The organism is Mycolicibacterium sp. P4_G11, from assembly GCF_056555145.1.
Genome location: NZ_JBFUJW010000001.1, coordinates 585,191 through 608,135 on the forward strand (window position 1 = coordinate 585,191; position 22,945 = coordinate 608,135).

Here is a 22,945-nt window from a genome sequence, read left to right on the forward strand (position 1 = left end):
GTGGTCGTATCGTTCGCAACAGTTCGATCACATGTTCTACCGTTCGAACGTTTGGGCGATATAGTCGAACATACGAGCTATCGAACCTATGTACGAACTCCCGAGAGGAACCGACATGACCACCATCACCCGCGAATACCCGACCGACGTCGTCGTCCGTGCCGTGCCTCGGCGCGCAGATGTGAATCGGCACCGCCAGGCCCGGCTGCGGCCGGCCGGTTCCCGTCCCTCGGGTGCGGCGTTCCGGCACCGCGGTACCGGCGTGCTGACCTCCCGCGCCTCGCATCGGAGCAACCCGATCACCCCGCTGACCACGGTGATCCTGGCCCTGGTCGCGGCGGGGATCACGGTGTGGCTGGGCCTGGTGGCGCAGTTCGGGGAGGCTGTCCAGCCGACCGCATCGACGGCATCGGTGCCCGCGCAGCTCGCCGTGGTCCGGGTGCAGACCGGTGAGTCGATTCAGCAGGTCGCCCGGCGGGTGGCTCCCGACGCGCCCGTCAGTGCCGTCGTCGACCGCATCAAGGAACTGAACAAGCTGCCCTCGGTCGCCCTGGACGCCGGGCAGACGCTGATCGCCCCGGTCGGCTGAGGTCAGCCCGTGCGCACCCTGATCGGCACGGCGCCCGGCCGCGCCCGAGCGGCACGGGTAGGCTCGAGACCGTTCGAAACGGTCGATTGTCGGTGCGGCGAAGGAGCGGTGATGCACTGTCCGTTCTGCCGGCATCCGAACTCGCGTGTGGTCGATTCACGAGAAGCTGATGAAGGGCAGGCGATTCGGCGTCGCCGGTCATGCCCGGAATGCGGTCGCCGGTTCACCACGGTCGAGACCGCCGTGGTCGCGGTGGTCAAACGAAGCGGCGTCACCGAGCCGTTCAGCCGGGACAAGGTGATCAAGGGTGTGCGGCGCGCCTGCCAGGGTCGGCAGGTCGACGACGATGCCCTGAACCAACTGGCGCAGAAGGTCGAAGATGCGGTGCGGGCCACCGGATCTCCCGAAGTGCCGAGCCACGAGGTCGGATTGGCGATCCTCGGTCCTCTGCGTGACCTCGATGAGGTCGCCTATCTACGGTTCGCGTCGGTGTACCGCTCGTTCTCGTCCGCCGAGGACTTCGAGCGCGAAATCGAGGCGCTGCGCGCACACCGCGGCGTGACGTCGCCGGGCTGACGGCAGCTAGGTCGCGCTGCGTTCGTCGGTCTCCAGTGCGTCGAACACCGCGGCTTTCATGTCGAACGAGGCATCCATCGTCTTTGTTGTGACGCCGGCCTGCAGCAGGCCGCGCAGGGCATCGCGGTCGTAGACCGACGGCGCGGTCGTGTCGATGAAATTCTCGACGAGCTCCACGAATCGATCGGGGTCGTCATGAAATGGGAAATGTCCCGAGTTGTCGAAGAACTCCAGCCGGGAACCCGGCATCGCGGCGTGCGCCAGTTCTCCGTGGGCGGCCGGGATGACAGCGTCGTGCGTGCCCCAAACCAATTGCACCGGAATGGCTTCGGTCAAATAACATCGGTCCAACATCGTGACCACCTGGCCGCGCCAGTCGACGACCGCGCGCAGGGTCCGACCGAAGGCCGATGAGGCCCGGGGTTCGGGCAGATCGTTGAGAATCCGCAGCATGTTCGGTAGATCGTGACCCAGTCCGGTCGACCCGAGTACCGCGCCGCCGAGACGCCCGGCGAGCTGAAGCGCGGGCAGTACCAACGGAATTCGCAACAACGCCAGGGCCTCGGTACCCAACGGCATCGACGCGACCCGCAGTGCGATGTTCACGTCGCGGGTGACACCGCCGGCACCCACCAGCACCAGACGATCGATCAGTTGCGGGAATTGGTAGGCGAATTGCATGGCCACGCCGCCGCCCAGCGAATGCCCGATGACCGTCACCCGTTCGATGTCCAGCACGCTGAGCAGGTCCCGCATGCCGTTGGCGTACGCCGCCACCGAGTAGTCGGCGCGCGGTTTGTCCGACTGGCCGTGTCCCAGCAGATCCGGGGCGATGACGGTGAACCGCTGGGCCAGGCGCTTCTGCACGGTTTCCCACGTGGTGGAGTTGTCGCCGATCCCGTGGATCAGCAGGATCGCCGGGCCGGAGCCTGCCACCCGAAATGCCCGTCGGTAGCCGTGGATGGTGCGGAATTCCAGGCGGGGTGTCACGTCACGCACAGAATGCAGGGTGGGCTTTCCGTCGGGCATCGTCGCTCCTTCCCATCGTGTCGGCGGGCCGACCGCGTGGGTCAGTCGCCGGCGGTGCCGTCGTCGCCGGGGCGGGGATCGGTGAAACCGTCACCCGACTGTTCGGCGAGGAACTGTTCGAACTGGGCGCCGAGCTCGTCGCCGCTGGGTAGTTCCTCGTCACGTGCCAGCAACGACCGATTCTCCTGAGCAGCGACGAACGAATCGTACTGTTGTTCCAGTGCACTGACCACTTGAGCGACTTCTGAGCTGGCCTCCACCTGCTCGCTGATCTTGGTGTACACCTCGGCGCCCGCCTCCGACAGCGCATGCAGCGGAATCTGCAGCGACGCGATCCGGGACACCTCACCCAGCAGAGCTTCGGCGGCCGGCGGATACGCGGTCTGCGCCAGGTAGTGCGGCACATGCACGGTGAAACCCAAAGCCTCATGGCCGTGCTGAATCATCCTGTACTCCAACAGGTTCGACACACTGGCCGGAACCTGCACCTCGCCCACCCACGGCGTGTGTTCGGCGATGAGCTCCTTGTTGCCCGCGTGAGCGGTCATGGTGACGGGCCGGGTGTGCGGGACCGCCATCGGGATGGCGCCCAGCCCGATGACCTGGCGGACACCGAGCCGTTCGGACAGCAGCCGCACCGCCGTGATGAAACGCTCCCAGCGCAGGTCCGGCTCCATGCCGGCGAGCAGCAGGAACGGCGTCCCGGCGGTGTCGTGCAGCGCGTACAGGTTCAGCTCGGGGTCGTCGTACTTGGTGAAGTGGTCGGTGGTGAACGTCATGAGCGGGCGGCGCGACCGGTAGTCCAGCAGTTCGTCGATGGCGAACGAGGCGACCAGCTCGGTGTCGAGCGTGTTCTTCAGGTGCTCGGCGGCCAGCCGGATGGCGTGGCCCGCGTCGGAGAAGCCTTCGAGGGCGTGCACCATCACCGGTCCGCGGCCGTCGGCGGCGGACAGTTGGGGTGCGGGAAACTCCAGCTCATACATGCCGCTCTGCTCGGGCTGGTACTGCTGGCCCTGGCGGTCGTCGGGCCGCTGGCCGCCCGCGTCGGGCGCGTTCCCGTCGTGCTCGCTCACCTTCACACTCCTTGCCGTACTGCGTGCCACACCGCGCTGGATGTGTCTCCTTACAAGTGTCGCGCATTCTCGCGTTGTTCCCGGTGCCGCCCCGCAGTTCGCCATGGTGCACCAGGTGCTGCTCTGACAGTTGGTATCGGGCAAGATCGGTCAGATGTTGGGCACCCGGCTGGTCGTGAGCGCATTCGTCGCGCTGCTGGCCACTGCGTGCAGCCCACCCACGATCAAGGCCGACCCTCGTACCGGTGACGTCGGTGCGGTCGCCGCGGGTTCGGCCGCTGTCCCAGGGCCCCGCCCGGACCCGCGCGTCGGTGCGGTGTTCCTGGGGAGCGATTCGGTGCACACGTGTAGCGGCGCGGTGCTCGATTCGCTGGCCGGGAATCTGATCATCACCGCAGCACACTGCCTGGATGCGTCGTTCGACGCGACGTTCGCGCCCGGTTACCGCAGCGGCGTCCCCGGGGACTTCTGGCACATCGACGCGGTGTACCTCGACCCGCGCTGGGTCCGACGCCAGGACCCGGCCGCGGACTTCGCGATCGCCCGGGTCAGCCACGGCGGTGCGGCCACGACCGACACGTTGGAACATGCCGCTGGTGGCGGCTTCGTGCTCGGCGCGGCGCCGGGGCCGGACGTTCCGATCACGGTGACGGGATACCCGCTCGGTGACGGCGGCGCGCAGGTCAGTTGCAGTGGGCCGACGTCGCGTCCGGACCGCGGGTTCCCGGCGGTGCGCTGCCCCGGGTTGGTCGACGGCACGAGCGGCTCGCCGTGGGTGTCGGCGGCAGAGATCAGGGGAGTGGTCGGCGGCCTGCAGGGCGGTGGCTGCAGCGGCAACGAGCTGTCGTACTCGTCGCCGTTCGACGTGCAGATCCAGGTGCTGTATCAGCGCGCCCAGGAGGGTGGCCCCGCAGACCGGGCCACCGGCGCCCCCGACGACGGCTGCAGCACCTAAGTCTTGAACTGATTCAGTGCCCGCAGTTTGTTCATCACGTCGAGGGCGGCGACCTTGTAGGCCTCGGAGAAGGTCGGGTAGTTGAAGACCGCGTCGACCAGGTACTCCACGGTGCCGCCGCAGCCCATCACGGCCTGGCCGATGTGGACCAGTTCGGTGGCGTTGGAACCGAAGATGTGCACGCCGAGCAGGGTGAGATCCTCGGTCGACACCAGCAGTTTGAGCATCCCGTACGAGTCGCCGGCGATCTGCCCGCGGGCCAGTTCCCGGTAGCGCGACACCCCGACCTCGTAGGGGACCGAGCCGTCGGTGAGATCGACCTCGGTGGCGCCGACGTATGACACCTCGGGAATGGAGTAGATGCCGATCGGCTGCAGCTCGGTCATGCCCTTACACGGTTCGCCGAAGGCGTGGTAGGCCGCCAGCCGGCCCTGGTCCATCGAGGTCGCGGCCAGCGCGGGGAAGCCGATGACGTCACCGACGGCGTAGATGTGGTCGACCTTGGTCTGGTAGTTGTCGTCGACGAAAATCCTTCCGCGGCTGTCGATCTCGAGGCCGGCCTGTTCGACGTCGAGGTGCTCGGTCTGCCCCTGCCGGCCGGCCGAATACATCACTGTCTCGGCGGGGATCTGCTTCCCGCTGGCGAGCGTGGTCAAGGTACCCGCGGGACCCACGTCCACCGCGGTCACCTCTTCGCCGAACCGGAACGTCACGGCAAGGTCGCGCAGGTGGAACTTGAGGGACTCGATGATCTCGGAATCGCAGAAGTCCAGCATCGTCGGACGCTTCTCGATCACGGTGACCTTGGTGCCGAGCGCGGCGAACATGGACGCGTACTCGATGCCGATGACTCCGGCGCCGACCACCACCATCGATTGCGGCAGGCTTTTGAGGTCCAGGATTCCGTCGGAGTCCAGGACACGCTCTTCGTCGAACTTCACCCCGGCCGGGCGTACGGGCTTGGTACCGGTCGCGATGACGACGTATCGCGCGGTGATGGTGACGTTCTCGTCGCGGCTGGGGTCCTCGATGACCAGGGTGTGCGCATCGAGGAATCGGCCGTGCCCTTCGAACAGCTCGACCCCGTTGCGCAGCAGCTGGTTGCGGACCACGTCTTGTTCCCGGCCGATGACGTGGGTGGTCCGGCGCAGCAGATCGGCGGGGGTGATCCGCTCCTTCACGCGGTAGCTGGACCCGTACAGTTCGCGCTGGCTCATCCCGGTCAGATAGACGACTGCCTCGCGCAGCGTCTTGGACGGGATGGTCCCGGTATTCACGCAAACCCCGCCGAGCATGCGCCCGCGCTCGATCACTGCGACGGATTTTCCCAGCTTGGCGGCGGCGATGGCGGCCTTCTGCCCACCCGGGCCGGATCCGATGACGACGAGGTCGAACTCCTGCGTGGAACCCATGACAGCCAGGTTGGCACGGTGCGGGCGATCACGCAGCCCGATCGTCGGCGAACTTTGCGGAAACACCTCGGTCGGCGCCGGTTATCCACAGATCCGAGTTCATCCACAGACCCGTCCGCCCGGCCGCATCGACCGGCGATTCCTGACGGCCCGCCCTGCGACCTTCTGGGCATGACAACTTTCAGCTCATTCGATTTCCAACTGAACCGGCCCGGCGCCCTGATCGCGGCGGTGCCCGCCGTCCTGGGGTTTGCGCCGGAGAAGTCGCTGGTGCTCGTCACCATCATCGGTGGTGAGATGGGTGCGGTCCTGCGCGTGGACCTGTCCGAAGGATTCTTCAGCGCGCTGCCCGACGCCCTCGGACATCTGTCCGACATGGCCGCCGCGGCGGACGCCGACGCGGCCATCGCGGTGATCGTCGATGAACAGAGCGTCGACTGCCCGATGTGCGCGGACCTGTACCGCGACGTGAGCCACGAACTCGGCGAAGCGTTGTCCGATCACGGCATCGAGCTGTTCGCGGTGCACGTGGTCGACCGCGTGGCGGCCGGCGGCCGCTGGCACTGCGCTGACGGTTGCGGGAACGCCGGCGTCGTCGAGGATCCCGAGTCGTCTCCGGTCACCATGGCCGCGGTGCTCGACGGCCGGCGCCTCTACGCCCGGCGCGCGGACCTCGTCGAGGTCGTCGCCGTCGCCGATGCACGGCGCGCCGAGGCGTTGCGGCCGGTGATCGAAAAGCGGGCTGCCGCAGTCGATTACCGCGGCCGCCCCGATGCCGAGGTGCGCGCCGACGTCGAGCATGCGGTGGCCTGCGCCACCGGTTCGCCGGAGGGGACGCCATTGCCCGACGACGATGCGGTGCGCCTGGCCTGTGCGGTGGCGGACTCGCGGGTGCGGGACACGCTGTACGCGTTGGCGGTCGGCGAGCACGCCGCCGCGGCCGAGTCGGTGTGGGCGTCGCTGACCCGCACCCTGCCCGCACCGTGGCGCGTGGAGGCGCTGGTACTGCTGGCGTTCAGTGCCTATGCCCGCGGTGACGGACCGCTTGCCGGGGTGGCACTGCAGGCGGCACTGGAGGTCGACAGCGCGCACCGGATGGCCGGCATGCTCGACTCGGCGCTACAGGCCGGCATGCGCCCGGACCGCATCCGTGAACTCGCGCTCACGGGGTACAAACTGGCGGAGCGCCTCGGCGTGCAGATGCCGCCGCGCAGCATCTTCGGCAGATCGGCGTGAGCGGTTCGCGGCGGGCGGAGCGACGGGGGAGTCGGTCCTCAGACCTTCTCGACCCGGACCGCGTGGGCCATGTGGTGCGGCAACTCGACCTGCTCGTGTCCGGGGATGACGATCATGACGCTGCCATGCTCGGTGGCCTGCACCGTGACACGCGCGTTCGGCACGACGCCGGCGTCTTTGAGCCGGGCGATCAGCTCGATGTCGCCCTGGACGTGTTCGGTCAGCTGGCGCACCCGCACCGCGACCGGGAATCCGGTGGGCAGTTCGGTGAGCCGGACCAGGCTGACGTCGGTGTCGCCGGACGGGATGACGCCGAGCTCGGCGAGACCCGGGATCGGGTTGCCGAACGGGGAGGTGGTCGGGTTGTCGAGCACCTGGACCAGCCGGCGTTCGACGTCCTCGCTCATGACGTGCTCCCAGCGGCATGCCTCGGCGTGGACTTCCTCCCACGGCAGGCCGATGACGTCGACCAGCAGCCGTTCGGCGAGCCGGTGCTTGCGCATCACCGACACCGCCAGCGAGCGGCCCTTGTCGGTAAGTTCCAGGTGGCGATCACCGGCGACGTGCAGCAGTCCGTCGCGCTCCATCCGCGACACCGTCTGGCTGACGGTGGGGCCGCTCTGCTCGAGTCGTTCGGCAATGCGCGCACGCAGCGGCACCACGCCCTCTTCTTCGAGGTCGTAGATCGTCCGCAGGTACATCTCGGTGGTATCGATCAGATCGTTCATGCCAAATCCTCCAGGGCCTCCGCCGGTGCTCAGCTTACCGGTTTGGCCGGGTCAACAGGCATCCACCACGGCCGACCGACCGTGTGATTCCTGCGGCGACCGCCAGCGGGCGGACCGGCCACCAAAAACGGTGCCCGCCGGGTTATCCGGCGGGCACCAGGGGGTGTGCAGTTGTGGGTGTGGTCCGATCAGCTGGCGTAGGCCCGCAGCCGCTCAGCGCGCTCACCGTTGCGGAGCTTCGACATGACTTCGCGCTCGATCTGCCGGACCCGCTCACGGGACAGGCCGAACAGCTTGCCGATCTGATCCAGGGTGCGGGGCTGGCCGTCGTCCAGGCCGAACCGCAGCCGGATCACCTGCTGCTCACGCTCGTCCAAGGTGGCGAGCACGTGCCGGATGTCGGTGTGCAGCAGCTCGGAGATGACGGCGTTCTCGGCCGACATCGCCTCCGAGTCCTCGATGAAGTCGCCGAGCGGCGCTTCCTCGTCGGTGCCGACCGGCATGTCCAGGCTCACCGGATCGCGGCTGTGCTCCAGCAGGTCGTTGATCTTCTCGACGGGGATACCGGACTCTTCGGCCAGTTCCTCGTCGGTGGCCTCACGACCCAGGTTCTGATGCATCTCACGCTTGATCCGTGCGAGCTTGTTGACCTGCTCGACCAGGTGGACGGGGAGCCGGATGGTCCGGCTCTGGTCGGCCATGCCGCGGGTGATCGCCTGGCGAATCCACCAGGTGGCGTACGTCGAGAACTTGAAGCCCTTGGCGTAGTCGAACTTCTCCATCGCCCGGATCAGGCCGAGGTTGCCTTCCTGGATCAGGTCCAGCAGCGGCATGCCGCGGCCGGTGTAGCGCTTGGCCAGCGAGACCACGAGGCGCAGGTTGGCTTCGAGCAGGTGCCGGCGCGCGGCCTCGCCGTCGCGGACGATGACCGCCAGGTCACGCTTGCGGTTGTCGCCGAGTCGCTTCTTGGTCTCCAGCAGGTGGGCTGCGTAGAGGCCTGCCTCGATGCGCTTGGCCAGTTCCACCTCGTCCTCGGCGTTGAGCAGAGCGGTCTTACCGATGCCGTTCAGGTACACGCGCACCAGGTCCGCGGCGGGACTCTGGGCGTCAAGGTCGGAATCGATACGGCGTGTGGTGGCTTTTGCCATTTGCGGCCTCCTGCTCGTGCTCAGCTCTCGAACTGTCACTTGCTTCAACGCCGAAGCGGTAGGAGAAGTTCCCGAGGCCGTCTCCGCTCATGGCCTTTGACCTGCGGTTTTTCCGCTTCGACCTGAGAATGTCCTTAGAAAGGAGAAAGAAGGAAACTCAGGTATGCGTCAGGGCTCGATATCGCCGTCGATGACCGGGTGCCGGTCCTCGATGGCGGGGCGCTCAGCGGTCGGGAACATGGGTGCCCGCCGGGCGGCGTCGTAGCGGCGCGGCTCCTGGGCACTGCGCGGCGGCCGGTCATTGGCGATGAGCACCGCGATCCAGGGCAGGGGGATGGATGCGATGAGGATGGCCAGCGAGATCAGGCCGTTGTGCCAGATGCTGTAGGCCCAGGCGGCTAGCAACAGCGCCGGCACGCGGAACGACATGATGGTGAGATAGCGGCGGACGCGTGCGCGGTGCTGCTCCTCGTAGGCGGGTGCTGCGCGAGTGATGAGGACCGGCCGACCGTCGTCGTCGAAACTCAGCTCAGGGCCGTGTTTCATCCTTCTACTGTCCCACATCTGGCTCAGTGCCGCCGCGACCGGTTCGCCTGAAGTGCCACAATGAATCCATGCAGACCGACACCCTCGAACGTACCGATTCCGATGAACAGGTCGACGACGGTACGGACGACGACCGACCTAAGCACTTCCACTACGTCAAGAAGGACAAGATCGCCGAGAGCGCGGTCATGGGCACCCATGTCGTCGCGCTGTGCGGCGAGGTGTTCCCGGTGACCAAGTCACCGAAGCCGGGTTCGCCGGTGTGCCCGGATTGCAAGCGCATCTACGAACAGATGAAGAAATAGCCGTAGCCGGTCAGGCCGGCGGCTCGGCCTGCTCTACGGGCTGATCGTTGGTGAGGGTCTCGGCCTTCTCCTCGAGCCATTCGCGCAGGCGCCGGGCATGGGTGTCCGGCGCCGGCCACTCTTCTTCGATCGAGGCGTTGAGTTCGGCGCCCAGCATGATCGCGAAGCCGAGTGCGAACGCGAACAGCAGGAAGGCGATGGGTGTGGCGAGCGCGCCGTAGGTGTAGCCGGTCTCGGTGATCCAGGTCAGATAGAACCGCAGTCCCACCGTCGCCACCACGAAGACCACGGTGGCCAGCACCGCGCCGAACAGCAGCCGATGGGTCGGCAGCGGTTTGGGCAGCGACACCCGGTAGAGCACCGTCACGGCCAGCACGATGCCAAGCAGCAGCACCGGCCAGTATCCGTACTTCATTGCGTTGGACCAGGTCTCGGGGATGTGCTGGGCGATTTTCATCGGCCCGATGGCGACCACCGGGGCGGTCGCGATCACGAACAGCAGCATCACCAGATACAGCCCGAGGGCATAGAACCGCTGCCGCACCGGATGGCGCAGCGGCGTCTGGTCGTGGGCCTCGACAACCGCGTCGACGAACGCCGAGATCGCCGACGAGCCCGCCCACAGCGAGATGACGAACCCTAGGGACACCACCTCGCCGCGGGCGCCGACCGCGATGTCGCGAACGGTCGGCTGGATGATCTCGTTGATCACGTTCGGCGAGAAGAAGTTCTTCGCCGTCCCGATCAGCTGTTCCTGGATCATCGGCAGCGTCTCGGGACCGAACAACGGCGCCACGTACGCCAAGCTGCCCAACATGCCCAACAACAAGGGCGGTAGGGACAGCGCCGACCAGAACGCCGCCTGCGCCGACTCCGAGAAGATCGAGTCGTCCCAGCTTTTCGCCAGCGCACGTCGGATAACCCGTAACACGTGATGACGTGTCGGCTTGATCGGCGGCGTCTGGTCGTTCATGACCAGACCAGCATTACCGAAGAGACCCCATCAGGACCGTATTTGAGTTGACCGGCGGGTCACTCAGTCCTCGCTGCTGATCTCCAGCACAGCGGCCAACTCGACCAACTTGGATTCGTGCTCGTTGGCGTGGTGTTGGCAGAACAGAAGCTCCATGCCGGACGGCAGGGTAGCGCGAACGCGGGCGGCAGCGCCGCACCGGTCACAGCGGTCGGCCCGTGTCAGTGTCGGGCCGGTCAGAGTTGCGTTCATGGCTCCTCCTTCTGCTCGTCGCCGCCTGGGCGCTTTGCCGGTTACACATCTCTACTCTCTCAGACGATTTGGATTCCAGCGTTGTTCCCCGAGTGTTCACGGGTGTGTCGTGTCTCACCTATCGTCTGAGTTGCAGGCGCGGCAGGCTGGCCGGATGATCCCGTCGCCCGCCGTCCTGGTCCATCTATGTAGTGAAACGGATTGGGCGGGTGCTCAGTTCGATGGCGAGCTGCGGCCGCCGTCGCTCGACGAGGTCGGGTTCGTCCACCTGTCGGCGCCCGAGCAGGTGCACCTGCCGGCCAACCGGCTCTACCGCGGCCAGTCCGATCTGATCCTGCTGGTGTGTGATCCCGGACTGCTGGGGTCGCCGGTTCGCTGGGAGCCCGGGGTGCCGACGGATCCGGAGTCGATGCTCTTCCCGCACCTGTACGGACCGCTCCCCGCTGCGGCGGTGACCCGCACTGTGCCCTACCGGCCCGGCGGCGACGGGGGCTTTGCAGCCCTGCCGGCAAATTTTCCGACGGATGGTTTTGGTTAACGGCAAATGAACGACAGTGTGAGAAATCTGTCCACTGATCGGGAATGTGGCCTGAATCACGGTCACGGGATTGGCACGATCGCGCGCGTAAATATCCCCGAGACGGTGAGGACATGATCAACCACACAAATTCTGAAGTCGCGACCGGCAAGCGCCGTCGCGCACGGAGACTGAAGGGACTCGGCATCGCTCTGACGGCCAGTGCCCTTCTGGTCATGTCGGCGCTGCCGGCATGGGCGGCCGAGAACATGACCATCACGTTCATTCGGCACGGTCAGTCGACAGCGAATGCGGAGAACCGCATCGATACGCAGGTTCCGGGTCCGGTGTTGACCGCTGACGGTCAGCAGCAGGCCAAGGACATCGCGGCCAAACTCGGTGACCGGAACTTCGACGCCATCTACGCCTCGGACATGGTCCGGACGCAGCTGACGGCGACACCGATGTCGCAGTACCTGGGTCTGCCGATCCAGGTGTTGCCGGGTGTGCACGAGATCGAAGCCGGCATGTTCGAGAACGGACAGGAGCGCGGCGCGGCCGGCCTGGGCTACATCTCGTTCCCGCTGGCCTGGTCGGGTCTGAAGATCAACGTGGATCCGGTGACCCACGCGGTCAGCTTCGGATACCTCGATCCGGCGAACCCGAACTACACCGACCCGTCTCGGACCATTCCGGGTGGAGCGGCCCAGCCGGTGAGCCTGAACGGCAACGACTTCGATGCTCGGGTCGATGCCTCTCTGGAGCAGATCTACAACAACGGCGATCGCAACGCGGCGGTGTTCGCGCACGGCGGCACCATCATGTTCTGGACGTTGATGAACGCCAAGAATCTGTCACCGGAGCAGAAGCTCAACCTGTTCGCGACGGCGCCGTTGGGCAACACCGGTGTTGTGGTGGTCGAGGGCAACCCGACCGACGGCTACAACCTGGTGGAGTGGAACGGCATCAAGATCGCGGGCATGCAGAAGGGTCCGATCGAGAACGTGCTGACCCAGGTCCGCACGCTGTCTCGTCAGCTCGGAGGCGTGGTTCAGGATGTCGCGACGGCGTTCAAGACCGGTGACGTGGGTCAGATCCTCAACGCGATCAACCGCGGTGCGGCCGACGCGCTGTTCTCGACGACCAAGTTCGTCCGCGCCATCAACGCACAGGTCATCGGCGGCGTCACCAACGCCATCGACAACCTGAAGGAGCGCCTGACCCCGCCGGCGGCTCCTGCTCCGGCAGGCGCTCAGACCACGAGCCCGACTTCGGGTGCGGCGGTTTCGCCGGCTGCGTTCAAGGCTCCGGCTCCGGTTGCCGCCAAGACCGCGGCTGCGGCTGCCGCCGGCGACTCGCCGGCCAAGGTTGCCGACGTTCCGGCGTCGACCAACAAGGCCGACGAGCCCAAGGCTGACGCAGACGCCACCAAGGCTGATGACGGCAAGGCTGACGCCGACGCCGCCAAGGCCGATGGTCAGGCCAAGGCTGACGCTGCCAAGGCCAAGGCTGACGCCAAGAAGGCTGCGGCTGAGGAGAAGAAGGCCGCTGCCAAGGCCAAGTCCGACGCCAAGAAGGCTGCGGCTGAGGAGAAGAAGGCTGCCGCCAAGGCCAAGGCCGAGGAGAAGAAGGCTGCTGCTGAGGCCAAGAAGGCCGAAGCCAAGGCCAAGGCAGAATCTGCCAAGGCCGGCGCTGGCACTGGCGCTGGAAGCACCGACTGACGGTTACCGTCGAGCGATCGGCCCCCTGCTCCGCGGAGCAGGGGGCCGACTTGCGTCAGCTCTCCGTTCGCGTGGAGAGCAGCAGGTCTCGGGTGATCTCCAGATGCCCGACGTGCTGCGCGATGTCGTGCAGGATGTGCAGCAGCGTCCACTCCGGGCTGGCCGTGGCCAGCACCGCGGCGCGCGTGGTGCCGCCGCGTATCCCGTCGGCCAGCGAGCGGTCCCGGATTCCTTCGGTGACGGCCACCTCGACCCAGCCGGGCAGGCGCTGCTGCAGCGCCGTCAGCCGTTCCAGCAGCTCGTCGACCCGTCCGGTGGCGGTGAACTCGCTGTCGCGGTCCCGCGGGATCCGTTGTCCGGCAATGAAAGAGCCCGCCCAGTAGTCGACCACCCCGATGCAGTGGTTGACGATGGCATAGCAGCTGTTCGCGCCGGGCAGGTCCGGCCGGCGATTGGCGAGGTCGTCACCGAGCGCGGTGAGGACGTCAGCCATCGCTGCGAAGCACTCGGACGAGACGTCCAGCATCGCTTGGCCTAGTGGATGCTCCGAGGTTGGCATGCGCGAAAGCCTTTCACATGCAGGGTTTTCCCCGCCTCAGGTTTTTGGGCAGTGGGGGAGCCTGACCTCTGGTCAGTAATCTGACGCAAGCGTAAAATTTGACGGTTCGTATCCAATCGACCCCGACGCCGGAGGCTTTCATGCACACCAAAACTGTTCTGGCTGTTGCCGCTGCGGCGCTGTTGGTCGCGCCCGTCGGTCCGATGCCTCTCGCGCAAGCGGCACAAAGCTCAACCGATACAACGACGTTCAGTCCACAGCCGACGGTCGTCGCGCAACCGATGAACTGTCGCGGCGAAACAGGCGACCACGGTTGCGGCGCAGGCTGGATTTGGAACGGGTACCGCTGCGTGCCCTGCTGAACTTCGCCGAGCAGACGAAAACTGCCCCGAAACCAGAAGTTTCGGGGCAGCTGTTCGATCTGGGGGACTAGTCCAGGTAGTCGCGCAGGACCTGCGAGCGCGACGGGTGGCGCAGCTTGCTCATGGTCTTGGACTCGATCTGGCGGATGCGCTCGCGGGTCACGCCGTAGACCTGGCCGATCTCGTCCAGCGTGCGCGGCTGGCCGTCGGTGAGGCCGAAGCGCAGCCGGACGACGCCGGCCTCGCGCTCGGACAGGGTCTCGAGCACCGACTGCAGCTGATCCTGCAGCAGCGTGAACGACACGGCGTCCACGGCCACCACGGCTTCGCTGTCCTCGATGAAGTCACCGAGCTGGCTGTCGCCCTCGTCGCCGATGGTCTGGTCCAGCGAGATGGGCTCACGCGCATACTGCTGGATCTCCAGCACCTTCTCCGGCGTGATGTCCATTTCCTTGGCCAGCTCTTCGGGCGTGGGTTCGCGACCCAGGTCCTGCAGCAGCTCACGCTGGATGCGGCCGAGCTTGTTGATGACCTCGACCATGTGCACCGGGATACGGATGGTGCGGGCCTGGTCGGCCATGGCGCGGGTGATGGCCTGACGGATCCACCAGGTCGCGTACGTCGAGAACTTGTAGCCCTTGGTGTAGTCGAACTTCTCGACCGCGCGGATCAGGCCCAGGTTGCCTTCCTGGATCAGGTCCAGGAACGCCATGCCGCGGCCGGTGTAGCGCTTGGCCAGCGACACCACCAGACGCAGGTTGGCTTCCAGCAGGTGGTTCTTGGCGCGGTCGCCGTCGCGGCAGATCCACTGCATGTCGCGACGCTGCGCGGCGGGCAGCTTCTCGCCCTTCTCCAGCAGCTCGGACATCAGCTGGGTGGCGTACAGGCCGGCCTCGATGCGCTTGGCGAGCTCGACCTCCTCCTCGGCGTTGAGCAGCGCGACCTTGCCGATCTGCTTGAGGTACGCACGCACGGAGTCGGCGGAGGCGGTGAGCTCGGCGTCCTTGCGGGCCTGCCGCAGCGCCTCGGACTCTTCCTCGTCCCAGACGAAGTCGCCGGAAGCCTTGTCCTTCTCGGACGGCTCCGCGGTGTCGTCGGACTCGTCGCCTTCGGCGGCCTTGGGAGCGGCCTTGGCGCCCTCCGCGGTGGCTTCACCCTCGGCGTCACCTTCTGCGGCTTCGTCCTCGTCGTCGGCCTCGAGGTCGTCGTCGAGTTCCAGGTCGGCCTCGTCGACGTCGATCTCATCGGGTTCGACGGCGAGGTCGTCGACGTCGGTCACGTCGTCGGTGCCGACGCCGTCTTCCGGCTTGGTCGAATCGGCGGCCTTGCGCGGGCCGCGCTTGGCGGGAGCCTTCGCGGCGGCCTTCTTCGCGGGAGCCTTCGCAGCACGCTTGGCCGGCGCAGCCTTGGCGGCGGCCTTCTTAGCGGGGGCTTTGGTGGTGCGCTTCACCGGCTCGTCGGCTGTCTCGCTGGTTTTGGTCGCTACCACGGCCACCCTTTCGGTCTTTCGTACATCGGTGGCGTGGGCGTGCGCCACCGAAAAGCGTCGGCTGTCGAATATTGGCGTCGATCTTCGATCGGATGTTCGCCGCTATCCGTTCAGGCGGCCGCCGTTGACCATTGTAACGACATAGTGCCCAGAAGCCGTATCAGCGGCAGGCTCGGAGCGTTGGAGGGCCGCTAGTGGTGATGCAGAGCGCCGTCGGCGGCCATCGCGGCGCCGACGATGCCGGCCGAATTCTGCAGCGTCGCGGCGACCACGGGCGTGCGGTTCTTCAGCAGCGGCACCCACTTGTCGGCCTTCTTGCTGATCCCGCCGCCGACGATGAAAAGGTCTGGCCAGATCGCGTTCTCGACCGCTACCAGCACCTTCGTGACCTCCTCGGTCCAGCGCTCGTACGACCAGTCCTTGCGTTCCTTGACCGACGACGCGGCCCGGTGCTCGGCTTCCTTGCCGCCGACCTCGATGTGCCCGAACTCGGTGTTGGGCAACAGCACACCGTCGTAGATCACTGCCGAGCCGATGCCGGTGCCGAACGTCAGCAACACGACCAGCCCGCTCACCTCGCGTCCCGCGCCGAACTTCTCCTCGGCCAGCCCGGCGGCGTCCGCGTCGTTGAGCACGGTCACGTCCTGGCCGTTCAACCGCGATGCGAACATGTCCCGCACGTTGGTGCCGATCCAGCTGCTGTCGACATTGGCCGCGGTGCGCACGATGCCCTCGGTCACCACGCCCGGGTAGGTCACGCCCAGCGGTCCGGTCCAGCCGAACTCGGCCACGACCGCGGCGACGGTTTCGGAGACGGCTTCGGGAGTGGCCGGCTGCGGGGTGGGGAGCCGGAAGCGCTCGCCGATCAGCTGCCCGGTGTCGAGGTCGACGATGCCGCCCTTGACGCCACTGCCGCCGACGTCGATACCCAGCGCTCGATGCTGCGAGCCGTCAGTCGGTCCGGTGGGCGTCTCGGTCATCAGCACTCCTTGGAGGGGGTGGGCAAGAGGGCGCGACCCACACCCTAACCGCGTGTGCTGCGATAGGTGTCATGACCGCACGCGAACCCGAAAGTGGCACCGCACCTGCTGCGCTGCGAGCGCTCGCCGAGCAGTTGGTGACCGAGGCCGCCGGCTTCGTCCGCAGGCGGCGCACCGAGGTTTTCGCCGGTGCCCCGCAGGGCGACGGCGCGGTGCGCACCAAGAGCAGTCCGACCGATCCGGTGACCGTGGTGGACACCGAGACCGAGCGGCTGCTGCGGGAGCGCCTGGCGGCGTTGCGGCCGGACGACGCGATCCTGGGCGAGGAGGAAGGCGGCGCGGCGCAGGCTCCGGCGGGCGTGCCGGTGTGGGTGCTCGATCCCATCGACGGCACCGTGAACTTCATGTACGGGCTGGGCGCCTATGCGGTGTCCGTCGGCGTGCAGATCGACGGCGTGTCGGTGGCTGGTGCGGTGGCCAACGCGGCCACCGGCGAGGTGTTCTCCGCCGCGCGCGGTCACGGGTCCGTGGTGATCCGGGACGGGGTGTCAACGGCTCTGCGCTGCAACGTCATCGACGAACTGCCCATGGCGCTGGTGGCGACCGGGTTCGCCTACGAGCGCGAGCGTCGGCGCCGTCAGGCCGGTGCGGTGGCCGAGCTGCTGGCCGAGGTGCGGGACATCCGACGTGTCGGGTCGTGCGCCCTGGACCTGTGCATGGTCGCCGCCGGACAGCTCGACGCGTACTTCGAATCCGGTGTGCACGTGTGGGATTGGGCTGCCGCAGCCCTGATCGCCGAGGAGGCGGGCGCGGTGGTGCGGCTGCCCGCGCCCGGTGCGGAAGACGACGACCTCGTCGTCGCAGCGGCACCCGGGGTGTCCGCGGCGCTGGCGGGTCAGCTGGCGCGCGTCGGCTACTGCTAGCCGGTCCCGGCTAGCAGGTCCCGCTGTGGATCTTCGGCAGCAGCGAGGTGTCGGCGGGCTGGGTCGCGTCCGGCTTCAGGCTGGCCAGCATGGCTTCGATGTCGTCGCTGTGGGCGAGCTCGTTGAACTCGGTGCCGATCGCCAGGTCGACGGAGTCGTCGGGTCGCTGGTCCTGGAACAGCTGGGTGCAGGGCGCGACCAGCCACAGCGCGGCGGCGGCGGACTTGCCGGCCGGGCCGAACCGGATCTGGCCCTGGCATTCCATGCGGGTGCTGGCGTACACGGGGTCGTTGCTCGCCGCCGGCTGAGCGAACCCGAGGTCGCGCAGCTCGCCGGCGACCTCGCTGGCCTGGCCGCCCTGGCCGCTGGCGTTGAGCACCTTGATCTTGGTGTCGGCGAGCTTGGCCGGCACCACGTTGACCATCGAGGACTGCGAGACCTCGTCGCCGAGCTTCGGCTGGTTCGGCTCGCTCGGCGCCGGTGGGGGATTGCAGGTGATCGCCTGGTGGATTTCGGCGGGCTGGTTGGCGACCACGAGCCAGGCGATCAGCGTCGCGACGGCCAGCACTGCGAACAGCACCGCACCGGGCACGTAGTTGCGGCGGCGGAACGGCCGACCGTGCTTGTCGAAGGCTGTGCCCTCGGTGATTTGAGCGACCACATGTGCACTGTAGATGCCCCGCAGCCAGCGTGATTACGAACCATCCCTGGCGCATGTGATGCAAATCACATATAATCGGCGCGCTTTCTGGGCACGAATCATTTGGTAGAAGCGTTCGACGCTGGTACAAAGCTCTGCTGCAAGGTAACGGAGGGGATGACCATGGCTACCGATTACGACGCCCCGCGGCGTTCAGAGACTGATGAGGTTTCCGAGGACTCTCTGGAGGAGCTCAAAGCACGACGCAACGAGGCACAGTCCGCCGTCGTCGACGTCGACGAAACCGACTCGGCTGAAAACTTCGAGTTGCCCGGCGCTGACCTGTCGGGCGAGGAACTCTCGGTCCGAGTGGTGCCCAAGCAGGCCGATGAGTTCACCTGCTCGAGCTGCTTCCTGGTGCAACACCGCAGCCGTCTCGCCAGCGAGAAGAACGGCGTGATGATCTGCACTGACTGCGCCGCCTAGGGATTCACACTCAGGACGGCGAATGGCCGGTCCACACCCGCAGCTGAATCAGTTGCGAGCGTGGACCGGCCATTCGCCGTCTTGCGGGCCGGTCAGCGGCCCTGCAGTGCCGCCAGCACCCGGTCCGGATGACGTGTGCTCACCAGCCAGTACGGCGTGGGGTCATCCGGATCGTCGAGGACGACGAGGATCAGCGGCCCGACCCAGGCGCGGTGTACGACGTACGCGGCGGGGTCCAGCTGCCGGCCCAGGGCCGCCGACTTCGCCGAACGCGGCACCTCGGCCGACCGGGAGATGACATTCGTGGGGATGTGCGCCGGGCCGACCCACAGCTCGGTCTCGGCGTCCGGTCCGGTTCCGGTGCCCACCACGCGCAGCTCGATGCGCCCCATCCACACCAGCGTCGCAGCGGCGACCGGGAGCAGCACGGCGAACGGCGCCCACGTCGGCACCCCCGACACGCCTTGCACCACTTCCAGCGCGATCAGGGCCGCCAGCCCGAAACCCGGTAACCACCACCACAAAGGCACCGTCAACCGCTCTCGGTAGCGGACCGTTTGGGTGGCTGCTCGCGTGTCTGACACGCGGCCAAGGGTAGTCTGTGGCACCGTGCCCACCTCTCTGGCGGTAGTTCGTCTGGACCGGGATCTGCCGATGCCGGCCCGGGCTCACGACGGCGATGCCGGCGTCGATCTGTTCAGCGCAATCGACCTCGAACTGGCCCCCGGCCAGCGCGAGTTGGTGCCGACGGGGATCGCCGTCGCCATTCCGCACGGCATGGTCGGCCTGGTCCACCCGCGCTCGGGATTGGCTATCCGCGTTGGGCTTTCGATCGTCAACGCGCCTGGCACCGTCGATGCCGGGTATCGCGGCGAGATCAAGGTGGCGCTGATCAACCTCGACCCCAGTGAGCCCATCACCGTCCAGCGCGGCGACCGGATCGCTCAGCTGCTGGTGCAGCGGGTCGAGCTGCCCGAGCTGGTCGAGGTCACGTCGTTCGACGAGGCCGGACTGGCTGACACCTCACGTGGCGCGGGCGGCCACGGTTCCTCCGGCGGACATGCGAGTTTGTGATGGCATTCGAATTCAACTCCGAAGAAGACGGCCCCTTCGACATCGAGGACTTCGACGACCCGGCCGACGCCGAGGCGGCCCGCTTGGATCTGGGTGGCGTGCTGGTCCCGGTGCCCGACGGTTCGCAGCTCAACGTCGAGGTCAATGAGCAGGGCGTGCCGAATGCCGTCTGGATCATGACGCCCAACGGCCGGTTCTCCGTCGCGGCGTACGCGGCGCCGAAGACCGGTGGCCTGTGGCGCGAGATCGCCGCCGAGCTGGCGGAGTCGCTCCGGGGCGACAACGCGCAGGCGCGGATCGAAGACGGACCCTGGGGCCGCGAGGTCGTGGGCCTGCCGGTGCCGCAGCCCGGCCAGGGGCAGGTCGTGATGCGCTTCATCGGGGCCGACGGCTACCGGTGGATGGTGCGTTGCGTCGTCGTCGGCTCCGAGGAGACCATCGACGCCATCGCCGACGAGGCCCGAACCTCGTTGGCGGACACCGTGGTTCGCCGCGGTGATACCCCGCTGGCAGTCCGCAGCCCGCTGCCGGTGCAGCTGTCCGAGCCGCTGCTGGAGCAGCTGCGCGCGGCGGCCGCTCAGATGGCGCAGCAGCAGATGGAGCAGGCTCAGCAGGCGCTCGAGCAGCTGCAGCAGCACATGCAACAGCAGCCGGAAGGTGAACCGGACGCCCGCCGCAGCGAGCAGGGCTCGGCCATGCAGCAGCTGCGCACCCAGCAGATGGGCACCATCACAGGAGGCTGACGGCCTCCCGCAGCGCGGCCACGCAGGCGTCGCCCAGCACCGTCGGCTCTACACCCATCGCTTCGAGGGTGACGGTCCGCAGCGCGGCCCTGGGGGCGGCCACGGCCCATTCCGCGGCGACCGCAACGGGGTGGACGGCGTCGTCCACGGCCCCGGCCACGCCCATCGGCACCTGTAGCTCAGCGAGTTGTGCACGCGTCGGCCCGCCGTAACCCGCCGCCTCTTCCATCGCGTCCGGCAGCCCCGGCCATTGCGCTGTCCATGACCGTGTCAGTTCGTCCGCGAGCCAGGCCGGGCTGCCCGCGCGCATGCCGGCGACGGCCGCATCCAGCCCGATCTCGCGCAGCTGCTGCGCGGAGTAGCGGGCGGCTTGTGCGGCGGGCGCGCCGTCGGATTCGCCGGTCCAGGCGGGCAGTGCGGCCAGGACGGCAATGCACCGGTCGGGGTGGTTCAGCGCCCAGCTCGTCGCCACCGCAGCGCCCAGTGACACCCCGCCGACCATGATCGGGCCCTGCTGCGCGGCGGCGTCGAGCGCTTCGAGGTAGCCGGCGATCAGGCCACCCGGCAGCGGTCGCGGCGCGACCACCACGGCACCTGCTTCGAGCAGGGCGCCACCGAACGCCCGGCGGATGTAGTCGTCGTCAGATCCCGTGCCGGGCAGCAGTACCGCGGTCATCCCTTGCAAGTTGGCCGTCATCCCTCGATGGTGCCCGGCGGTGGAAATGGCGCTCGCAAGGGGGTCGCGCCGGAAGTGCGGTCCAGTGAGCGGGATAACGAAGATATATCCCGCGCCGAAATGGCGAATCGGAACCAAGAGGTCTAGCGTGACGTTGGTTAGATAGCGGGTCCACGGTGGATTCGCAGCAAGTCTCAGGAGAGACCATGGCTACGGCGGAAGGCTATTTGCGCCGGCTCACCCGGCGGCTTACCGAGGACCTCGAACAGAGTGATGTCCAGGAGCTGAACGACGAGGCCCTCAACACCGGCGCCATGCGGGCGGTGGACTGTACGCGCGGACAAGAAGTGACGATGGTCGGCACGCTGCGGTGTGTCGAGACCAACGGCAAGGGCTGTTCTGGTGGTGTACGGGCCGAGCTGTTCGACGGCACCGACACGGTCACGCTGGTCTGGTTGGGACAGCGGCGCATCCCTGGCATCGAGTCCGGGCGGACCCTGCGGGTGCACGGACGGCTGGGCAAATTGGACAGCGGGGCCAAGGCGATCTACAACCCGCATTACGAGATTCAGAAGTGACTTTCCCCGACAAGGGGACCGCGGACAGCGAGCAGGCCGAAGCCGACGTCGAGATTATCGCTGAGGCCCAGGAGGACGACCGCGACGCCAAGCTGACGGCGCACGTCCTACTGGAGCAGATGGGCGGCGTCAGTGGCCTCATCTATTCGTCCCTGCCGGTTCTCGTCTTCGTCCCGATCTCCAGCTTCTTCGGGCTGACTGCCGCGATCTATTCAGCGCTCGGTGTCGCCGGTCTGGTCCTGGTGTGGCGGCTGGCGCGCCGCGAATCGGTGCAGCCCGCGGTGTCGGGCTTCATCGGCGTGGGGATCAGCGCGTTGATCGCCTACTTGATCGGCGCCTCGAAAGGCTATTTCCTGCTTGGCATCTGGTCGTCGCTGATCTACGCCGGGGTGTTCGCCATCTCGATCGTGATCCGCCGCCCACTGGTCGGGTACGGCTGGAGCTGGGTCACCGGGCATGACCGCAGCTGGCGTGACATCCGGCGTGCGGTGCTCGCGTTCGACATCGCGACCGCGGTCTGGGTGCTGGTGTTCGCGGCGCGGTTCCTGGTCCAGAACCACCTGTACGGGCAGGACCAGACCGGCCTGCTCGGCGTGGCGCGGATCGCCATGGGCTGGCCGCTCACCGCGGTCGCCGCGCTGGCGTCCTACCTGGCCATCCGGACGGCCCAGAAGGCCCTCCGGGACGCCGAGCATCACGTCACCGAGGACTAGCTCGGATTCAGCACCTGGTTGCGCAGCTCCTGCTCGACCTCGGCGACCGCGACGAACAGCAGTTCGTCCCCGCCTTCGAGAGGCTCGTCGGACTCGGGCACGATGACGCGCGGGCCGCGCAGGATGGTCACCAACGTCGCGTCGCGCGGCAGCTGCAGCCGCTTGACCGCCTTGCCGCCCCACGGTGTGTCGTCGGGCAGCGTGATCTCGACCAGGTTGGCCTGGCCCTTACGGAAACTCATCAGGCGGACCAGGTCGCCCACCGACACCGCTTCTTCGACCAGTGACGCCAGCATGCGCGGCGTGGACACCGCGACGTCGACGCCCCAGCTGTCGTCGAACAGCCACTCGTTGCGCGGGTCGTTGACCCGGGCCACGACGCGGGGGACCGCGAACTCGGTCTTGGCGAGCAGGCTGACCACGACGTTGGCCTTGTCGTCGCCGGTGGCGGCGATGACGACGTCGAACTCGTGCAGTTTGACGGACTCGAGCAGCGACAGCTCGCACGCGTCACCCAGACGCCACTGCGCGGCGGGGACGGCGTCGACGTCGATGTGATCCGGATTGCGCTCCAGCAGCGTCACCTCGTGGTGATCGACCAGTTCCCGCGCGATGGAGCGGCCGACGGCGCCGGCGCCCGCGATTGCGACCTTCATGTGCGC

At 67.4% G+C, this 22,945-nt stretch carries 28 protein-coding genes; 13 read left to right on the top strand and 15 right to left on the bottom strand.

Features of this window, described 5'->3' with window-relative positions; all coding sequences use genetic code 11:
• Nucleotides 1–115 precede the first annotated feature (115 nt).
• Both AC1U2B_RS02835 and nrdR read left to right on the top strand, forming a co-directional pair.
• Nucleotides 116–589, top strand: a complete 474-nt coding sequence (locus tag AC1U2B_RS02835) for a LysM peptidoglycan-binding domain-containing protein (RefSeq protein WP_260939404.1) — start codon at nucleotides 116–118, stop codon at nucleotides 587–589.
• Between the two features lie 111 nt (nucleotides 590–700).
• Complete coding sequence (nrdR, locus tag AC1U2B_RS02840; RefSeq protein WP_043393836.1) at nucleotides 701–1,165, top strand: transcriptional regulator NrdR; 465 nt, start codon at nucleotides 701–703, stop codon at nucleotides 1,163–1,165.
• A gap of 6 nt (nucleotides 1,166–1,171) precedes the next feature.
• On the opposite strand, the gene AC1U2B_RS02845 is transcribed toward nrdR, so the two are convergent.
• Nucleotides 1,172–2,194: an alpha/beta fold hydrolase gene (locus tag AC1U2B_RS02845; protein ID WP_260939401.1), complete on the bottom strand. Its 1,023-nt coding sequence runs from the start codon at nucleotides 2,192–2,194 to the stop codon at nucleotides 1,172–1,174.
• Nucleotides 2,195–2,235: 41 nt separating this feature from the next.
• Nucleotides 2,236–3,177, bottom strand: coding sequence for a proteasome assembly chaperone family protein (locus AC1U2B_RS02850; protein WP_260939795.1), 942 nt, complete (start codon nucleotides 3,175–3,177; stop codon nucleotides 2,236–2,238).
• Between the two features lie 244 nt (nucleotides 3,178–3,421).
• Here AC1U2B_RS02850 and AC1U2B_RS02855 point away from each other — a divergent pair, with 244 nt between their 5' ends.
• Nucleotides 3,422–4,222, top strand: coding sequence for a trypsin-like serine peptidase (locus AC1U2B_RS02855; RefSeq protein ID WP_480215587.1), 801 nt, complete (start codon nucleotides 3,422–3,424; stop codon nucleotides 4,220–4,222).
• Here the strand turns inward: AC1U2B_RS02855 and sthA are convergent.
• Nucleotides 4,219–5,634, bottom strand: coding sequence for a Si-specific NAD(P)(+) transhydrogenase (sthA, locus tag AC1U2B_RS02860; protein ID WP_043394046.1), 1,416 nt, complete (start codon nucleotides 5,632–5,634; stop codon nucleotides 4,219–4,221). The two genes, AC1U2B_RS02855 and sthA, sit on opposite strands and share 4 nt — an antisense overlap.
• A 171-nt stretch (nucleotides 5,635–5,805) precedes the next feature.
• Between sthA and AC1U2B_RS02865 the strand changes: the two genes are divergently transcribed.
• Nucleotides 5,806–6,870 carry a DUF4192 domain-containing protein gene (locus AC1U2B_RS02865; protein ID WP_480215588.1) on the top strand — a complete coding sequence of 355 codons (1,065 nt, stop codon included), beginning with the start codon at nucleotides 5,806–5,808 and terminating at the stop codon, nucleotides 6,868–6,870.
• Nucleotides 6,871–6,908: 38 nt separating this feature from the next.
• On the opposite strand, the gene AC1U2B_RS02870 is transcribed toward AC1U2B_RS02865, so the two are convergent.
• The 3 genes from AC1U2B_RS02870 to AC1U2B_RS02880 form a co-directional block, all read right to left on the bottom strand.
• Nucleotides 6,909–7,598, bottom strand: coding sequence for an iron-dependent transcriptional repressor DtxR (locus AC1U2B_RS02870; RefSeq protein WP_260939393.1), 690 nt, complete (start codon nucleotides 7,596–7,598; stop codon nucleotides 6,909–6,911).
• Between the two features lie 188 nt (nucleotides 7,599–7,786).
• The gene (locus AC1U2B_RS02875; RefSeq protein ID WP_043393846.1) at nucleotides 7,787–8,746 is read right to left on the bottom strand and encodes a sigma-70 family RNA polymerase sigma factor; all 960 of its coding nucleotides are present in this window, start codon (nucleotides 8,744–8,746) and stop codon (nucleotides 7,787–7,789) included.
• Between the two features lie 168 nt (nucleotides 8,747–8,914).
• On the bottom strand, nucleotides 8,915–9,292 hold the full coding sequence (locus tag AC1U2B_RS02880; RefSeq protein ID WP_480215589.1) for a DUF3099 domain-containing protein: 378 nt from the start codon (nucleotides 9,290–9,292) through the stop codon (nucleotides 8,915–8,917).
• A 68-nt stretch (nucleotides 9,293–9,360) separates the two neighbouring features.
• Here AC1U2B_RS02880 and AC1U2B_RS02885 point away from each other — a divergent pair, with 68 nt between their 5' ends.
• Complete coding sequence (locus AC1U2B_RS02885) at nucleotides 9,361–9,597, top strand: DUF3039 domain-containing protein (RefSeq protein ID WP_029105322.1); 237 nt, start codon at nucleotides 9,361–9,363, stop codon at nucleotides 9,595–9,597.
• Between the two features lie 10 nt (nucleotides 9,598–9,607).
• Here AC1U2B_RS02885 and AC1U2B_RS02890 read toward each other — a convergent pair whose 3' ends face one another.
• Together AC1U2B_RS02890 and AC1U2B_RS02895 are read right to left on the bottom strand one after the other, a co-directional pair.
• Entirely contained in the window at nucleotides 9,608–10,570 is a 963-nt protein-coding gene (locus tag AC1U2B_RS02890; protein ID WP_480215590.1) for a YihY/virulence factor BrkB family protein, read from the bottom strand.
• A gap of 63 nt (nucleotides 10,571–10,633) precedes the next feature.
• Nucleotides 10,634–10,822 (bottom strand): DUF7455 domain-containing protein, encoded by a 189-nt coding sequence (locus AC1U2B_RS02895; protein WP_043393852.1) that lies wholly within the window; start codon nucleotides 10,820–10,822, stop codon nucleotides 10,634–10,636.
• A gap of 154 nt (nucleotides 10,823–10,976) precedes the next feature.
• On the opposite strand from AC1U2B_RS02895, the gene AC1U2B_RS02900 reads away from it, so the two are divergent.
• On the top strand, nucleotides 10,977–11,360 hold the full coding sequence (locus AC1U2B_RS02900) for a DUF952 domain-containing protein (RefSeq protein WP_480215591.1): 384 nt from the start codon (nucleotides 10,977–10,979) through the stop codon (nucleotides 11,358–11,360).
• A gap of 113 nt (nucleotides 11,361–11,473) precedes the next feature.
• Nucleotides 11,474–13,060, top strand: coding sequence for a histidine phosphatase family protein (locus AC1U2B_RS02905; protein WP_480215592.1), 1,587 nt, complete (start codon nucleotides 11,474–11,476; stop codon nucleotides 13,058–13,060).
• Between the two features lie 55 nt (nucleotides 13,061–13,115).
• On the opposite strand, the gene AC1U2B_RS02910 is transcribed toward AC1U2B_RS02905, so the two are convergent.
• The 3 genes from AC1U2B_RS02910 to ppgK all read right to left on the bottom strand — a co-directional run bounded on the left by AC1U2B_RS02910 (nucleotide 13,116) and on the right by ppgK (nucleotide 16,450).
• Nucleotides 13,116–13,619: a mycothiol transferase gene (locus tag AC1U2B_RS02910; RefSeq protein WP_029118277.1), complete on the bottom strand. Its 504-nt coding sequence runs from the start codon at nucleotides 13,617–13,619 to the stop codon at nucleotides 13,116–13,118.
• Between the two features lie 429 nt (nucleotides 13,620–14,048).
• Entirely contained in the window at nucleotides 14,049–15,470 is a 1,422-nt protein-coding gene (locus AC1U2B_RS02915; RefSeq protein ID WP_480215593.1) for an RNA polymerase sigma factor, read from the bottom strand.
• Nucleotides 15,471–15,661: 191 nt separating this feature from the next.
• A complete protein-coding gene (gene ppgK / locus AC1U2B_RS02920) occupies nucleotides 15,662–16,450 on the bottom strand; it encodes a polyphosphate--glucose phosphotransferase (RefSeq protein WP_043394057.1) in 789 nt (262 codons plus the stop codon).
• Nucleotides 16,451–16,521: 71 nt separating this feature from the next.
• On the opposite strand from ppgK, the gene AC1U2B_RS02925 reads away from it, so the two are divergent.
• Nucleotides 16,522–17,373 (top strand): inositol monophosphatase family protein, encoded by an 852-nt coding sequence (locus AC1U2B_RS02925; protein WP_480215594.1) that lies wholly within the window; start codon nucleotides 16,522–16,524, stop codon nucleotides 17,371–17,373.
• A gap of 10 nt (nucleotides 17,374–17,383) precedes the next feature.
• Here AC1U2B_RS02925 and cei read toward each other — a convergent pair whose 3' ends face one another.
• On the bottom strand, nucleotides 17,384–18,034 hold the full coding sequence (cei, locus tag AC1U2B_RS02930; RefSeq protein WP_071285299.1) for an envelope integrity protein Cei: 651 nt from the start codon (nucleotides 18,032–18,034) through the stop codon (nucleotides 17,384–17,386).
• Nucleotides 18,035–18,196: 162 nt separating this feature from the next.
• On the opposite strand from cei, the gene AC1U2B_RS02935 reads away from it, so the two are divergent.
• On the top strand, nucleotides 18,197–18,499 hold the full coding sequence (locus AC1U2B_RS02935; RefSeq protein WP_029105318.1) for a DUF4193 domain-containing protein: 303 nt from the start codon (nucleotides 18,197–18,199) through the stop codon (nucleotides 18,497–18,499).
• Between the two features lie 92 nt (nucleotides 18,500–18,591).
• On the opposite strand, the gene AC1U2B_RS02940 is transcribed toward AC1U2B_RS02935, so the two are convergent.
• Entirely contained in the window at nucleotides 18,592–19,083 is a 492-nt protein-coding gene (locus AC1U2B_RS02940; RefSeq protein ID WP_043394059.1) for a DUF3093 domain-containing protein, read from the bottom strand.
• A gap of 25 nt (nucleotides 19,084–19,108) precedes the next feature.
• Between AC1U2B_RS02940 and dut the strand changes: the two genes are divergently transcribed.
• Both dut and AC1U2B_RS02950 read left to right on the top strand, forming a co-directional pair.
• Entirely contained in the window at nucleotides 19,109–19,573 is a 465-nt protein-coding gene (dut, locus tag AC1U2B_RS02945) for a dUTP diphosphatase (protein WP_043393860.1), read from the top strand.
• Nucleotides 19,573–20,316 carry a DUF3710 domain-containing protein gene (locus AC1U2B_RS02950; protein ID WP_480215595.1) on the top strand — a complete coding sequence of 248 codons (744 nt, stop codon included), beginning with the start codon at nucleotides 19,573–19,575 and terminating at the stop codon, nucleotides 20,314–20,316. The genes dut and AC1U2B_RS02950 overlap by 1 nt, the downstream gene beginning before the upstream one ends.
• Here AC1U2B_RS02950 and AC1U2B_RS02955 read toward each other — a convergent pair.
• The gene (locus tag AC1U2B_RS02955; protein WP_480215596.1) at nucleotides 20,303–21,013 is read right to left on the bottom strand and encodes an alpha/beta hydrolase; all 711 of its coding nucleotides are present in this window, start codon (nucleotides 21,011–21,013) and stop codon (nucleotides 20,303–20,305) included. The genes AC1U2B_RS02950 and AC1U2B_RS02955 overlap by 14 nt on opposite strands.
• 185 nt (nucleotides 21,014–21,198) lie before the next feature.
• Here AC1U2B_RS02955 and AC1U2B_RS02960 point away from each other — a divergent pair, with 185 nt between their 5' ends.
• Together AC1U2B_RS02960 and AC1U2B_RS02965 are read left to right on the top strand one after the other, a co-directional pair.
• Nucleotides 21,199–21,570 carry an OB-fold nucleic acid binding domain-containing protein gene (locus tag AC1U2B_RS02960; RefSeq protein WP_043393862.1) on the top strand — a complete coding sequence of 124 codons (372 nt, stop codon included), beginning with the start codon at nucleotides 21,199–21,201 and terminating at the stop codon, nucleotides 21,568–21,570.
• Between the two features lie 53 nt (nucleotides 21,571–21,623).
• Nucleotides 21,624–22,283 carry a DUF3159 domain-containing protein gene (locus AC1U2B_RS02965; protein WP_480215751.1) on the top strand — a complete coding sequence of 220 codons (660 nt, stop codon included), beginning with the start codon at nucleotides 21,624–21,626 and terminating at the stop codon, nucleotides 22,281–22,283.
• On the opposite strand, the gene AC1U2B_RS02970 is transcribed toward AC1U2B_RS02965, so the two are convergent.
• Entirely contained in the window at nucleotides 22,280–22,939 is a 660-nt protein-coding gene (locus AC1U2B_RS02970) for a potassium channel family protein (protein ID WP_043393866.1), read from the bottom strand. The two genes, AC1U2B_RS02965 and AC1U2B_RS02970, sit on opposite strands and share 4 nt — an antisense overlap.
• Nucleotides 22,940–22,945 lie beyond the last annotated feature (6 nt).

What these genes read in the sequence shown, in the direction of transcription:
- AC1U2B_RS02835 (WP_260939404.1), top strand. Translation starts at nt 116, where the DNA reads ATGACCACCATCACCCGCGAATACCCGACCGACGTCGTCGTCCGTGCC.
- nrdR (WP_043393836.1), top strand. Translation starts at nt 701, where the DNA reads ATGCACTGTCCGTTCTGCCGGCATCCGAACTCGCGTGTGGTCGATTCA.
- AC1U2B_RS02845 (WP_260939401.1), bottom strand. Translation starts at nt 2,194, where the DNA reads ATGCCCGACGGAAAGCCCACCCTGCATTCTGTGCGTGACGTGACACCC.
- AC1U2B_RS02850 (WP_260939795.1), bottom strand. Translation starts at nt 3,177, where the DNA reads ATGTATGAGCTGGAGTTTCCCGCACCCCAACTGTCCGCCGCCGACGGC.
- AC1U2B_RS02855 (WP_480215587.1), top strand. Translation starts at nt 3,422, where the DNA reads ATGTTGGGCACCCGGCTGGTCGTGAGCGCATTCGTCGCGCTGCTGGCC.
- sthA (WP_043394046.1), bottom strand. Translation starts at nt 5,634, where the DNA reads ATGGGTTCCACGCAGGAGTTCGACCTCGTCGTCATCGGATCCGGCCCG.
- AC1U2B_RS02865 (WP_480215588.1), top strand. Translation starts at nt 5,806, where the DNA reads ATGACAACTTTCAGCTCATTCGATTTCCAACTGAACCGGCCCGGCGCC.
- AC1U2B_RS02870 (WP_260939393.1), bottom strand. Translation starts at nt 7,598, where the DNA reads ATGAACGATCTGATCGATACCACCGAGATGTACCTGCGGACGATCTAC.
- AC1U2B_RS02875 (WP_043393846.1), bottom strand. Translation starts at nt 8,746, where the DNA reads ATGGCAAAAGCCACCACACGCCGTATCGATTCCGACCTTGACGCCCAG.
- AC1U2B_RS02880 (WP_480215589.1), bottom strand. Translation starts at nt 9,292, where the DNA reads ATGAAACACGGCCCTGAGCTGAGTTTCGACGACGACGGTCGGCCGGTC.
- AC1U2B_RS02885 (WP_029105322.1), top strand. Translation starts at nt 9,361, where the DNA reads ATGCAGACCGACACCCTCGAACGTACCGATTCCGATGAACAGGTCGAC.
- AC1U2B_RS02890 (WP_480215590.1), bottom strand. Translation starts at nt 10,570, where the DNA reads ATGAACGACCAGACGCCGCCGATCAAGCCGACACGTCATCACGTGTTA.
- AC1U2B_RS02895 (WP_043393852.1), bottom strand. Translation starts at nt 10,822, where the DNA reads ATGAACGCAACTCTGACCGGCCCGACACTGACACGGGCCGACCGCTGT.
- AC1U2B_RS02900 (WP_480215591.1), top strand. Translation starts at nt 10,977, where the DNA reads ATGATCCCGTCGCCCGCCGTCCTGGTCCATCTATGTAGTGAAACGGAT.
- AC1U2B_RS02905 (WP_480215592.1), top strand. Translation starts at nt 11,474, where the DNA reads ATGATCAACCACACAAATTCTGAAGTCGCGACCGGCAAGCGCCGTCGC.
- AC1U2B_RS02910 (WP_029118277.1), bottom strand. Translation starts at nt 13,619, where the DNA reads ATGCCAACCTCGGAGCATCCACTAGGCCAAGCGATGCTGGACGTCTCG.
- ppgK (WP_043394057.1), bottom strand. Translation starts at nt 16,450, where the DNA reads ATGACCGAGACGCCCACCGGACCGACTGACGGCTCGCAGCATCGAGCG.
- AC1U2B_RS02925 (WP_480215594.1), top strand. Translation starts at nt 16,522, where the DNA reads ATGACCGCACGCGAACCCGAAAGTGGCACCGCACCTGCTGCGCTGCGA.
- AC1U2B_RS02935 (WP_029105318.1), top strand. Translation starts at nt 18,197, where the DNA reads ATGGCTACCGATTACGACGCCCCGCGGCGTTCAGAGACTGATGAGGTT.
- AC1U2B_RS02950 (WP_480215595.1), top strand. Translation starts at nt 19,573, where the DNA reads ATGGCATTCGAATTCAACTCCGAAGAAGACGGCCCCTTCGACATCGAG.
- AC1U2B_RS02955 (WP_480215596.1), bottom strand. Translation starts at nt 21,013, where the DNA reads ATGACGGCCAACTTGCAAGGGATGACCGCGGTACTGCTGCCCGGCACG.
- AC1U2B_RS02960 (WP_043393862.1), top strand. Translation starts at nt 21,199, where the DNA reads ATGGCTACGGCGGAAGGCTATTTGCGCCGGCTCACCCGGCGGCTTACC.
- AC1U2B_RS02970 (WP_043393866.1), bottom strand. Translation starts at nt 22,939, where the DNA reads ATGAAGGTCGCAATCGCGGGCGCCGGCGCCGTCGGCCGCTCCATCGCG.